Annotated in this window: 15 protein-coding genes and 1 other annotated feature (1 of these 16 cut by a window edge); of the genes, 3 read left to right on the top strand and 12 right to left on the bottom strand. The window is 30.4% G+C overall.

What is annotated here, in order from left to right:
- Positions 1-10 (bottom strand) — a binding site (T-box leader); it reaches 239 nt to the left of the window's first position.
- A 151-nt stretch (positions 11-161) separates the two neighbouring features.
- The 3 genes from V7056_RS00075 to V7056_RS00065 form a co-directional block, all read right to left on the bottom strand.
- Entirely contained in the window at positions 162-536 is a 375-nt protein-coding gene (locus tag V7056_RS00075; RefSeq protein WP_499698339.1) for a hypothetical protein, read from the bottom strand.
- 11 nt (positions 537-547) lie between these two features.
- Positions 548-754 (bottom strand): helix-turn-helix transcriptional regulator, encoded by a 207-nt coding sequence (locus V7056_RS00070; protein ID WP_499698338.1) that lies wholly within the window; start codon positions 752-754, stop codon positions 548-550.
- Between the two features lie 160 nt (positions 755-914).
- Positions 915-1,961: a two-component system sensor histidine kinase NtrB gene (locus tag V7056_RS00065; RefSeq protein ID WP_499698337.1), complete on the bottom strand. Its 1,047-nt coding sequence runs from the start codon at positions 1,959-1,961 to the stop codon at positions 915-917.
- Positions 1,962-2,417: 456 nt separating this feature from the next.
- Between V7056_RS00065 and V7056_RS00060 the strand changes: the two genes are divergently transcribed.
- Complete coding sequence (locus V7056_RS00060; RefSeq protein WP_499698336.1) at positions 2,418-2,996, top strand: DUF2087 domain-containing protein; 579 nt, start codon at positions 2,418-2,420, stop codon at positions 2,994-2,996.
- A 90-nt stretch (positions 2,997-3,086) separates the two neighbouring features.
- Here the strand turns inward: V7056_RS00060 and V7056_RS00055 are convergent, their stop codons facing one another.
- On the bottom strand, positions 3,087-3,398 hold the full coding sequence (locus tag V7056_RS00055; RefSeq protein WP_499698335.1) for a putative quinol monooxygenase: 312 nt from the start codon (positions 3,396-3,398) through the stop codon (positions 3,087-3,089).
- 255 nt (positions 3,399-3,653) lie between these two features.
- Entirely contained in the window at positions 3,654-4,178 is a 525-nt protein-coding gene (locus V7056_RS00050) for a GNAT family N-acetyltransferase (protein WP_499698334.1), read from the bottom strand.
- Positions 4,179-4,533: 355 nt separating this feature from the next.
- Between V7056_RS00050 and V7056_RS00045 the strand changes: the two genes are divergently transcribed.
- Positions 4,534-4,959, top strand: a complete 426-nt coding sequence (locus tag V7056_RS00045) for a methylglyoxal synthase (protein WP_499698333.1) — start codon at positions 4,534-4,536, stop codon at positions 4,957-4,959.
- Positions 4,960-5,159: 200 nt separating this feature from the next.
- Positions 5,160-5,795 (top strand): pentapeptide repeat-containing protein, encoded by a 636-nt coding sequence (locus V7056_RS00040; RefSeq protein ID WP_499698332.1) that lies wholly within the window; start codon positions 5,160-5,162, stop codon positions 5,793-5,795.
- A gap of 424 nt (positions 5,796-6,219) precedes the next feature.
- Here the strand turns inward: V7056_RS00040 and V7056_RS00035 are convergent, their stop codons facing one another.
- The 7 genes from V7056_RS00035 to V7056_RS00005 form a co-directional block, all read right to left on the bottom strand.
- Entirely contained in the window at positions 6,220-6,420 is a 201-nt protein-coding gene (locus V7056_RS00035; RefSeq protein ID WP_499698331.1) for a hypothetical protein, read from the bottom strand.
- The gene (locus V7056_RS00030; RefSeq protein WP_499698330.1) at positions 6,417-6,731 is read right to left on the bottom strand and encodes an AbrB/MazE/SpoVT family DNA-binding domain-containing protein; all 315 of its coding nucleotides are present in this window, start codon (positions 6,729-6,731) and stop codon (positions 6,417-6,419) included. The genes V7056_RS00035 and V7056_RS00030 overlap by 4 nt, the downstream gene beginning before the upstream one ends.
- A 69-nt stretch (positions 6,732-6,800) precedes the next feature.
- Positions 6,801-7,478, bottom strand: coding sequence for a response regulator transcription factor (locus V7056_RS00025; protein ID WP_499698329.1), 678 nt, complete (start codon positions 7,476-7,478; stop codon positions 6,801-6,803).
- 59 nt (positions 7,479-7,537) lie between these two features.
- Positions 7,538-7,798 (bottom strand): DUF2187 family protein, encoded by a 261-nt coding sequence (locus V7056_RS00020; RefSeq protein ID WP_499698328.1) that lies wholly within the window; start codon positions 7,796-7,798, stop codon positions 7,538-7,540.
- A 72-nt stretch (positions 7,799-7,870) separates the two neighbouring features.
- Positions 7,871-8,560 carry a LuxR C-terminal-related transcriptional regulator gene (locus V7056_RS00015; protein ID WP_499698327.1) on the bottom strand — a complete coding sequence of 230 codons (690 nt, stop codon included), beginning with the start codon at positions 8,558-8,560 and terminating at the stop codon, positions 7,871-7,873.
- A 22-nt stretch (positions 8,561-8,582) separates the two neighbouring features.
- On the bottom strand, positions 8,583-8,951 hold the full coding sequence (locus V7056_RS00010) for a hypothetical protein (RefSeq protein WP_499698326.1): 369 nt from the start codon (positions 8,949-8,951) through the stop codon (positions 8,583-8,585).
- Positions 8,952-9,122: 171 nt separating this feature from the next.
- Positions 9,123-10,853: a methyl-accepting chemotaxis protein gene (locus V7056_RS00005; RefSeq protein WP_499698325.1), complete on the bottom strand. Its 1,731-nt coding sequence runs from the start codon at positions 10,851-10,853 to the stop codon at positions 9,123-9,125.
- Positions 10,854-11,437: the final 584 nt, after the last annotated feature.

The raw sequence follows: 11,437 nt of genomic DNA, 5'->3' as shown, positions 1-11,437 counted from the left end.
ACGCTAAGTTAAAATTTAATTGTCCTAATACTAATATGTGATAAATAAAAAGTCAATGACTAGAAATCAAAATCATAAAAAATATTATTCGAGCGCAAGAACCATTTTTTGTCGATAAACTCCGAAAACATAGTAGTTAGATAACCACTTTCCAATTGATTTTATTGATATTTTTTGGCAACTAGAAATTCTACAAAAGGTAATGTAATCATTGATAATATTAATAATAATAGCAGCATGATATTAATAGAACCTGAAACTAATTTATCAATAACTGCCGCTAGAAACACAAACACCATTAAAAGAAAATAACTAATTTTAGAACTTTTTTCTATGATTCTTTGTCCTAATTCTTCCTCTTGTAAAATACCATCTTTCTCTTCTTTCGATCCCCAAGTAATCGCAGTTAAAAACAAAATTAATAAACCACCTATGGAACCGACTTCATTAAACCCAACATCTTTTCCGATCCAAAGTTTATAAATCGTAAATCCGATTACAATCTTTGAAGCTATACCAGATAATAATGCTGTCATCCCTCGAGTCCTCATAAATCACTCTTTCCCTCAAAACAAAATAAATCATCTACTTTAATGCCTAAGTTTTTAGCAATATGAAATGCGAGTTGTAAACTTGGATCATACTTATTATTCTCGATTGCATTGATCGTCTGTCTACTTACATGACATAAGTCTGCTAATTTCCCTTGTGAAATCTCTAATTTTTCTCGATATTCTTTTATCCTATTTATCATGATGACTTCACCTTTACAGTAATATATGTAAAGTATGTTTTACACCTAAATTTTAGTAAATTACAAAGCATGTGTTAAACATGTTTTGCACATTATTCAGACAAACAAAAAAAGATCTGTTTCAACAGATCTCTCGTTTTACTATTCTAATATAACCATCTTATTGATTAAACCTAATATTAAACGTCGTTCCATTTGAGCTTGATACAAAATCAATCGTGGCATTATTTCTTTTTGCGATTGCATAACAGATTGCCAATCCTAGACCTGTCCCATTCTCCTTTGAAGTCACAAACGGTGTAGATATTCGATCATTTATTTCAGGAGGAATCCCTTTTCCGCTATCAATAATTGATAATACAACCGTACCTTCTTTTATATATGTTTTTAAAACAACCGAGTCGTGTGGTTTCATCGCATCTAAAGAATTACTAACCATATTCAAAAGAAGCTGGCGAATCTCATTTTGATCAATTTTTATAGTTGGAATACTAGACAATTCTAAATGAATGAACTTATTTTCTTTTAGTGCTCTCGTTTCAAGCAAAGGGTTTAATGTTTTTATGATCCCATTTAAATCATTAAATTCAATTTTGTTTGGCTTAACTTTAGCTATATCAAGAAATTCCGAAATGATGTTATTTACACGGTTCATCTCGTCAATCATTAACGCAAATATATCCTTATAGTCACTTAAATCATTATTTTCTGAGATTACTTGCAAAAAGCCTTTTACAATTGTAAGTGGATTCCGTACTTCATGAGCGACCCCCGCTGCCATCTCACCAATAATTTTAATTTTCTCTATGTACATCTGTTCTTCTTCAGACTTTTTCTTCTCTGTTATATCCGTAAATATAGATAAAATCCCATTTTTATCTGGAATAACTCTGATTTCTACATCTCTTTTAGAGTATTCCGTAACAATCTCAAATGTCTGTATTTCTTGGTCATCATAGGCTTTATGATAATATTTATAAACATCAGTTCCAATATAGTTAGGTAGAACATCCCACATACAAGCACCTAATAACTCTTCTTTAGGCTTCTCAATCATCGCTTCCGCAGCTTTGTTAATAAATACAAATTCCATTTTTGAGTTTAGGTAATAACACCCTTTGACCATATTCATTAGTACATCTTGCAAGTCTACGCTTTTAGCTAGTCTTTTCTCATCTAAAAAAGACATATTTTCTAATGATTTCATAAAGATTGTCCTCCTCTCATTTAGAATACTAACGTAGATACTAAGTAAGAACGGAAGAGACTGTTGAGGAACCCAAATATGTATTGTCCATCTTCCAAATTTTTTATATGTAATTTTCTCTCAATCTAAGAATAACATATTTCTAAAATTTCTGAAAATAACGTTATAAGTCAGCTCTTAATTTGATATATTATTTTTTTCTTTTGCATCACATGATATATATTTGGTTGTTTTCATATCCGTTGTTGCTATTTAAGAGTGTGTCCCCCCTTATAATGATTATTTTTAGTGAATCTCTCCTAATTTGTTAAACTTTTCACATCAAATACTACAAAATACATTTTACTTTTCATGTTAAGTATTCAATAAATACCACATTTTCCCTTTTTAAACTTGCAAATTAAATCTAATTAGATTATTATCTAATTAGATACTTATGAAAGTAGTTGGTGAATATTGCAGTTAAATAAAATTGTCGAATTTCATAAAGCGCTAGGTGATCTTAACCGCGTTCGTATAATCGCTTTGCTTCAGCAAGGTCAATTGAGTGGGCAAGAGATTGCCGGGAAGTTGGGACTAAAACCACCGACAATCACGCATCATATTTCAAAGCTCAGAGAAGTTGGCTTAATTAAAGAACGCAGAGATAAAAACACAATCTATTTTTCTATTAATCTAAAAATATTAGAAACGAGTGCAAAATCAATTATAACTGTCGGCACAGGAGGGAATTCCAATATGGAAATGTCAGTAACGGAAGAAGAACGTTCAGCCATTATCAATAATTTCTTCACAAAAGATGGAAAATTAAAGATTTACCCTGCACAAAGGAAGAAAAAACTAGTAGTCCTTGCACATATGATAAAAGGATTAGAGTTTGGAAGAGTTTATCAAGAAAAAGAGATTAATGAATATTTAAAACAATACCATGAGGACTATGCTACACTTCGACGCGAACTCATTATGTGTCAATATATGTATCGTGAAAATAGTTTATATGAGTTAAACCCTGTTGAATTGTGGTGGTTAAGTTAATAAATGTAATACCTATTCTAAAATATTAAAAAACCTACCTCAGAACGAATGCTAGGTAGGTTTTTTAATATGGATCTTATAGTAATCAATTTAAGATGAAATACCCTTACCACCCTCTGGCTTGAGCGTTGCAATTCTTTCCATTCCTGTAATGATTGGTTTTGCATGTTTGATTAATATTTGGGTAGATTCAAGAGTTAGCGACTCTTGATGAGCATGCTCGCTACACCATACTTCATATACAAATACTGAATTTGGCTCATCCTCACAAATGCTTACATGATATAATTCACATTCATCCAAATTCTCCATTGATTCCGCTGCTTCCAATAAAATGTTGACTAACGTTTCACGTTCGCCCTCTTTAACTGTAAACTTGCCGAACAATCCAAATTTACTCATTCTTTTTCTCCTTTATGGTGTATTTTCATCTTTACTTATTTCTACAACGAACTGACATTTACCTATTATTCCCATAAATAAATGAGTTAACATGTAATACCAAAATCTAAAAGAATAAGAATTTACCATGTATCCAACCTATTGATTAAGTCTGTAAATTTGGCGCGCAATCGATTCGATAATATAAACGACCGGCACTTGTCTTTTACTTAAGTCCCTGGCATACAGGGACTTTCTTTGTTATTCATTAAATCTTTACTTTAATAAAGAATAAATACTGGTATCAAACGGCACATCATTTTGGTATAGATAATTTCTCAATACCCCTTCCTTTTGGAAGCCAAGTTTGGTCAACAACTTAATTGAAGATTTATTTCCAGTAAAAACAACTGCGCCAATTCGCTTTAACCCTAGCTCTTCAAAGCCATAAGAAACCGTTTTGCATACAGCCTCTGATGCGTAACCATTCCCCCAATTTTCAGGTAAAAGTGCATAGCTTATATCCGCTCTCTTATGTTCTTGTGACCACTCCTGAAATCCAATTGTTCCGATAATACCTTCCTTCCCTTTTAATTCAATACCCCATTTAATCCCTCGTTTTTTACTGAAGTTCGTTGAAAAATTTTGAATGATTTGTTTTACTTGGTCTATGCTTGTTAATGGTTTTTGCCCATAATAACGCAATACATCATTATTTGAAAAACAGTTTAATATGCCAATTGCATCATCTTCATTTAATTCTCTCAATACTAATCGTTCAGTTTCTAGTATAGGAAACATTCTCCAACCTCCCTTAATTAATAATTTACCCCTCACATTGTTAAGTAGTTTTAGAAAAGAGCATATTATTTTAATTTATACATATCTTCATTTGTGGCGTTTTAAAAATGATATCTTCATTATTGAATACTATTCTATAGCGTTATTTAACATTCCTTGTTCACTCTACAGCTATTATTTTACGGCGTATCGAAGCTACCCTATTACCAACTAGAATTGCATTACATATGAATAAATTTAAATTTTCTATATTTGGAAGAGTCTTTTTTTGAACATAATATTATAATTAGTTAAGATCCGTTTTATCAAATTACAGTAGTTGTGTTATTTACAACTTTTGAAAGGACTGTTTTTATTGAAAATCGCATTTATTGCACATGATGGTAAGAAAGCTGACTTAGTGAATTTTGCAAAAGCATATGAATCGATTTTGTCTAAACATGAGCTATATTCTACTGGTACAACTGGTACAAGAATTATGGAACAGACAAAATTGCAGTTACATCGTTTTAAATCAGGTCCACTAGGTGGAGACCAGGAAATAGGAGCCTTAATCGCAAAAAATTTAATGGATATAGTTATTTTCTTCAGAGATCCGCTTACACCGCAACCACATGAGCCTGATATTTTAGCGTTACTTCGCTTATGCGATGTTTATTCAATACCTTTGGCGACGAATATGGGAACTGCAGAAATTTTAATACATGGTTTAGAACGTGGAGATTTAAATTGGAGAACAGTTATTCATGAAAAGGAAAGTAAAACAAGTGATTCTAAGTAGTAGAATCCTCATCTAGAGTAGTTAGAAAAGCCGCAATTGCGGCTTATTTTTATAGAATCTCACATTAAATAGCTGTTTTGTACACAAATTCTTAAAAATTATAAGCCTTTTTTTTAACCTAAATTTCGTTATAGTTAAAGTTAATAATCTAGAGTTTTTTTAAAGAAACGTCCCAATTTATATATAAGAGAGGAATTAAGATGAAAATTGATTCACCCAATATCCCACGAGAATTACAATTGAGAAATTTTAATGATATTTTTTATGAAGAGGATCCTGAACTTGAAATGTGCGAAATAAACGACTCTGTTTTTGAAAATGAAGTTCTTGAAAGAGCAAGATTATCAAAAATGTTGATTAAAAATTGTAGGTTCAATAATACAGATTTTAGTAATATCGATATAATTGATGTGCAATTTGAAGACTGTGATTTTTCAAATTGCAATATGAGCAAGTCTTCCATTCACAGAGTCATATTTAAGAATTGTAAATTATTAGGTGTAAATTTAACGGATTCTAGCTTTGGAAACGTACAATTTGATCAGTCTGTCTTAAATTTGGCGTTGCTTGGAGACTCGAAGTTAGAGAAAGTCATTTTTCAAGATAGTTCTTTAAAAAGTACAGATTTTTACGATTGTAAATTTAAAAAAATTGATTTTATAAGCTGTAATCTTGATGAAGCCAATTTTGAACAAACATCACTAAAGGGGATAGATATTAGTTCTTCTACATTTAGTGCACTAACTGTTTCAATAGAAAGTTTAAATGGCTGTAAAGTATCATCATATCAAGCGATTCAGCTTGCGAGCTTGATGGGATTGAAAATTACTGATTAGAAAATGTTTTATGACAAAAGACTTCAATTTAAAAACGAGTAGCAAAAATAGCTACTCGTTTTTGTTATTGGTCATAATATCATTTTAGAATACTAAATATTGCTCAAGCTTTGGTAAATACGATTTTTTCAAAAATCAGTGCAGACATTACAACGAATTAATCGCTACGAAACTCACGAACTTTGTTTGTTAACAATGATAAAACACAATATAAAAATAATAATTGTATAAAATAAATGAATATTAAATAGCAAATAGTTCATCTGAAAACTCCTAACATAGCAATCCAACTTATCGAAGTTGTTTTGCTTTATTATCATTTGGTTTTTAGTACATTGGGTTACCATTTGAACAGACTTATGGAAATTAAGTAGTGGCATTTTGTGTATTGTATGTAAAGATTACATCCATTACTTTTTCATTTTTATATTTTTGTAAATCCAATTATTTTAAATTCTTCAGCTTGGCGATTAATAAATTTTGCTAAAGCTATTTGTACGCTTTTTGAAAGCTCTTCTTCGTTTTCAATATTTTCAATTTCAACTGATGCAAAAGAATCAGTACTATTCATTATAATTTTCCCTGCAATTTTAACCGATGACCTATATTGCACCATTACTCTCATTTTTTTGTCTCCTTGCCATTATTCTGTTTAACTTTGGCTATTTTAATTTCTTTCGTTATTTCGGCCCTTAATAACTTAGCGCCTTCATTACTGACAACAATTTTTCCGTCTGCTAGCTTAATCATATTGCCTGTTTTTTCGCCAGTAATCAGACATTTCGTATCAGCACCTTTTCTAACGATAATATTTCCTGCATCTATTAATACTTCCATCATGTCACCGAACTCGATATTTAATAATCTTCTAATTTCTATTGGAATAACAATTCTTCCTACTGAATCTACTCTTTTCTCAATCCCAATTGCTTTCAAATTTACTACCTCCATTACATTGTAAAAGTAAATATGAATCTAATAGGATAGTACTAGTAAATTAACGCTTTACAGTTTTCCCCACTTAATCTTTAAAAATTTTATGACAGCATTTAATTTATCTTTTACTTCCAGCTTCTTTATGATTTTAGAAATTTGTAATCTTGTTGATCTTTCTGAAATAACCAGCCGATCAGCTATTTGTTTACATGAATAACCTTCTGCAACTAAATTTATAACTTCGTATTCTTTATTTGTTAATAATTCCTTTAAATTTATTGCGTTTATCGGTGCATTTTGAAGTGAATCTATTTTTAATTTTCGGTAATCTTGTATTAATAATTTTAAATACCGATTTTCTATAAATATATACCCTAATAAAACTTGCTTAATTGCTTGAATAAGTTCATCTTCTTCCATCCTATTCGATAATATTCCCCTCACACCTAATTCTACTAGCTTCTCAATCTCATATATTTCTATTTTGTTACAGATAGTGATAATTCTAGTTGATGCATCCATTGATAATAGTAACTTTGCTTTATGTGGCATCGATTCTTTTGAAACCTTTGTTATTAATATCGTATTTTGATACTGTTTCTCTAATAAATTTTCATATTCTATCATCTCTATTTTTAATTTGTAGCAATCTAAAACTCTAAAAACCCCAAGAACAATTAATGAGTTCTCTACAAGTATTACAGTATTGTGTTTATAAATATGATCTTTTACTACTTTTGTTATCACTTGCTAACCCCTTTTTGGAATTTCAATATTTTCTATTATTCAAAACTCAACTAGTGTGACTAGGACGAAAAGAATGGTCTAATAGAGTCTGTCTGTTCTTTTCTATTTAAAATAGTGTAGTTTTTATGATTTACAACTGTAAAATCAACATCAAATATTTTTATTTTACGAACGTCAACGAGTACACAATTCTCATAAACCATGAGGACTTTAGCTTTTACAATTTTAGACCTGATCTTGTCTATATGGATCTTTGCATCAAAACTTATATAATCTCCAACTTTAACAACTTGATTATGTAGTGTTGATTTGTTTTTCATAACTCACTTCTTCCAGTTTATTTTCTTTCCATCTCACTAAATTTTCTCTACAAATTTTGAAAACATTCCTACCTAACAAGCATCAATTTTTATCCAATTATGTCTTAACCCTTTAATAACAGCATTTAAACGATCTTGAACTTGCATTTTTGCTAGAATATTAGAAACATGGTTTTTCACTGTTTTTTCTGAAATGTACAATCTTTTGGAGATTTGGTAGTTTGTACAACCTTTAGCTAAGAGTTTTAATATTTCATATTCTCTTTTTGTTAATAAGGTATTAATTGATTCAAGATCAACTGGTTGTCTTTGTTTCTGAATTCTTTTATATGATTTATATTCTCTTAAAATTTCATTCGTAAAACGGTAATCAATAAATAAATTTCCTAAATGAACTTGTTTTACTGTCGTCACTAAATAAACTTCATCTAAATCAGATAGCAAACATCCCTTTACACCTAAATCAACTAACGCTTCAATTTCATTCACCTTGAGTTCATCTTTTATGACAATCACTTTAGTTGAACTATCATTTTTCAAGATTGATTTAGCTTTTGTTTCCATGTCTTTACTAGCTACTTCACAAATAAATATAGAATTTAAGTCATTTGTTTGAAACACTTCATCAAAAACTGAAATTCTTTTAACCTCTATTTGATGATATTCTAGTATTCTACAAATTCCTGACAGAAATAGTAAACTCTCCACAAATATAACAGTGTTATTTTTCCGTTTAATGATGTCCAACCTAGTTGCTAGCATAACTGTCTCTCCTTTTGTGATTTCATTCAAATTTTCTATTCAATAGATTAATTAGATAAATACAAATCTCAGATAAAATGATTCTCTGATTCTTGCCCCCGCTACCATTTAAAGCCTCCTCAATATCTTCTGCTTTATAATTTACTTTCATAGCTAAATCATCCATACTCAAATTATTCTCATTCATAATCATGAAGTTACACTTACGAAGATTATTTATAAGCTTTTGTTCATTAAGTTTAAGTTCATTTTTAATTTTATCAATCTGCATTTCTATCATTCGTTTTTCTATGTGATTAATGATATTAAATAATGAATCCTCTTTATGACCGGCATCTATTTTCATATGAATTACATTCGAATTTCTACTTTCATTTTTTACTACTGTCATATTTGCAACCCCACTTCTATCATTTTTGTTTAATGGAATTAGTCTTGAATTATAATATCCTTGACCTAAATCGAAGACTCATTAAGTCTTCTTCACCTTCTATTGGTTAGTATTTAGTAAATAATAATTTTTGGTAGTTATTTCGCCTTTATTTCCAGACATACGGTTTTACTAAACATTAAATACGCTAGTTCTTTTTTGTAAATCTTCTGCCATATCAGCCAGCGTAGTTGATGAAGCAGAGATTTCCTGCATCGTTGCTAGTTGCTCTTCGGTAGCAGCAGAAATATTCTGAGTTTGTGCAGCTGTATTTTGTGCAATTGAACTGATATCCTCAATTGATACCCCTAATTGTTCTGTGCCTGCAACCATTTGTTGAACAGCCGAGGATACTTCATGAATTTGAATTGAAACTTCATTAATTGAACTTTGAATTTTTCCAAATGAAATACCTGCATTACTTACATTGCTAGAACCAACTTCAACTTGGTTATTCGTCATTTCCATGACGGCTATCGCATTGTTAACCTCTTTTTGAATGCCAATAATCAATTTAGAGATATTATTAGCAGAGACCGCCGATTCCTCAGCTAACCCTCGAACTTCTGCAGCAACAACTGCGAACCCTTTTCCATGCTCTCCTACACGAGCAGCTTCAATTGCAGCATTTAATGCTAGTAAATTGGTCTGATCTGCTATTCTAGTTATTACTTGGACAATTTCACCAATCTCTCCTGAACGTTCTCCTAATATATTAATTGCATTATTCAGACTACTAATCGTGTTATGAATTTCTTCCATTTGCGCTACTGCCACTAGAACAACCTGAACTCCATCAATTGAAAGTTGCTCTGCCTCTTTTGCAGCCTCATTAACTTTGATCGAATTGCTCCCAATTACTTGTGCTTGTTTGACCATACTATGTACAGTTTCATTCGTTTCCATAACTGTTCTTACTTGATCTTCCGAACCACTGGCAACTTCAACTGTGTTTGTAGCAATATGCTCGCTAGCTTCACTTGTTTGCTCAGCACTAGCAGAAAGTTCACTTGAATAAGCAGCCACTTGATCAGATATCTCTTGTACTTGACTGATTAGCTCACACAAATTTGACATTGTTTCATTGTAAGCACTCGTTAATTTACCTAATTCATCTTTTGATTCATAATCTACTTTCTGTGTAAGATCTCCATTTTGAGTCGCTCGTAAAGACACCAGTAACTGATTAATTGGTTTTGTTATGAGTCTAGAAATATAAGTTCCTAGCCCTATACAAATGACTGTAACAATAAAGAATAGCAATAGAGATTGATTTACCGAGCTACTAGCAAGCTTTTCATTATCTTCATTTAAGTCTTTAGATATATTAAAATTTACTTGGTCTAATTGATCGTAAAGTGTAGTCAGTTGATTAACATATTTAGTTATTTCGTTATTGTATAAATTAATGGCTTCTTCATTTTTGTTTTGTAATCCGAGTTGAACAGATTTTTGAATACTACTTTCAAATAATGGCATTGTTTTCTCAATATCTTTAATAATGTTCGCTACTTTAGTTGTCATTTTAGTTGATTTATAGTCATTTAATAGTTGCTTATTTTTTTTCATGGTTGTATCTATATTGAGCCTTAGTTGGTTACTAGTTGAAAGATCTGTATGTGTAAATAGTTGCCACATGTCAGCAATTACTTTTCGATTATTTAACCGATATTCAGAAAACACTACAGTCGGAATTAATCTATCCTTATACAATCCCCCAGAGTTTTCTTTCATACCTGCTATTTTTTTAAATGTATTAACTTGTAGAAAAACCATCGATAAAATAAAAATGAGGATGATTAGGCCAAGTTTAAACTTTGTACTTAAATTCCGAATCACTTTTCCATCTCCTTTGTTAATCATCTTTTTTTGTGAAATAAATCACAAGTATATCCGAACTACTGTTATCACTCCTTATATTCCATACTTCTTTACTTCATATTTCTAACATTCAATATGCCATGTACTCGTGCTTTCTATTCCTCACGTTACGTGTTTGTGTTTTTTTCACAAAATATCTTTCGAAAATGAGGCTCATTGCCCTTTCCTAGCAATTCTAATTCATAACGATTGAATCCTTTTGTGAAAATTGTAACAAACTTTCATTCCAAACTAGCTATTTATGAGTTATATCACAAGTAAAATATAAAATAGTTCCGACTATATTACCACGTCTTTTTTTAACTTATAAAAAGATAAAAAATGATAATTTTGTTGAAAAAAACCTACTTTCAGCCCGAATAAAGTTACTGATTTTGATTTATCAAACTATTTTTTGATTTTTTTACTATATTAAAGATAATTTTTTAACTGTATAAGTTCAGATTCTGCTAGGGTTTTCTACTTTTTTACCTAAGTCAAAAGTAAAAAAACATGTTTATTAGCTTACTTAGTTGAATTAAAATAATTTCTAATAGATTTAGTTTCTTAAATTTATTTATTTTTAA

The sequence above is a fragment of the Bacillus sp. JJ664 genome (assembly GCF_036962205.1).
Classification (GTDB): domain Bacteria; phylum Bacillota; class Bacilli; order Bacillales; family Bacillaceae_G; genus Gottfriedia.
This window is presented reverse-complemented; position numbering and strand designations above follow the sequence as displayed.

Bases quoted from the DNA above. Each gene is read 5' to 3' on its own strand.
- V7056_RS00010 (WP_499698326.1), bottom strand. From the start codon at position 8,951: ATGACAGTAGTAAAAAATGAAAGTAGAAATTCGAATGTAATTCATATG.
- V7056_RS00075 (WP_499698339.1), bottom strand. From the start codon at position 536: ATGACAGCATTATTATCTGGTATAGCTTCAAAGATTGTAATCGGATTT.
- V7056_RS00070 (WP_499698338.1), bottom strand. From the start codon at position 754: ATGATAAATAGGATAAAAGAATATCGAGAAAAATTAGAGATTTCACAA.
- V7056_RS00055 (WP_499698335.1), bottom strand. From the start codon at position 3,398: ATGAGTAAATTTGGATTGTTCGGCAAGTTTACAGTTAAAGAGGGCGAA.
- V7056_RS00005 (WP_499698325.1), bottom strand. From the start codon at position 10,853: ATGATTAACAAAGGAGATGGAAAAGTGATTCGGAATTTAAGTACAAAG.
- V7056_RS00050 (WP_499698334.1), bottom strand. From the start codon at position 4,178: ATGTTTCCTATACTAGAAACTGAACGATTAGTATTGAGAGAATTAAAT.
- V7056_RS00020 (WP_499698328.1), bottom strand. From the start codon at position 7,798: ATGAAAAACAAATCAACACTACATAATCAAGTTGTTAAAGTTGGAGAT.
- V7056_RS00040 (WP_499698332.1), top strand. From the start codon at position 5,160: ATGAAAATTGATTCACCCAATATCCCACGAGAATTACAATTGAGAAAT.
- V7056_RS00035 (WP_499698331.1), bottom strand. From the start codon at position 6,420: ATGAGAGTAATGGTGCAATATAGGTCATCGGTTAAAATTGCAGGGAAA.
- V7056_RS00065 (WP_499698337.1), bottom strand. From the start codon at position 1,961: ATGAAATCATTAGAAAATATGTCTTTTTTAGATGAGAAAAGACTAGCT.
- V7056_RS00015 (WP_499698327.1), bottom strand. From the start codon at position 8,560: ATGCTAGCAACTAGGTTGGACATCATTAAACGGAAAAATAACACTGTT.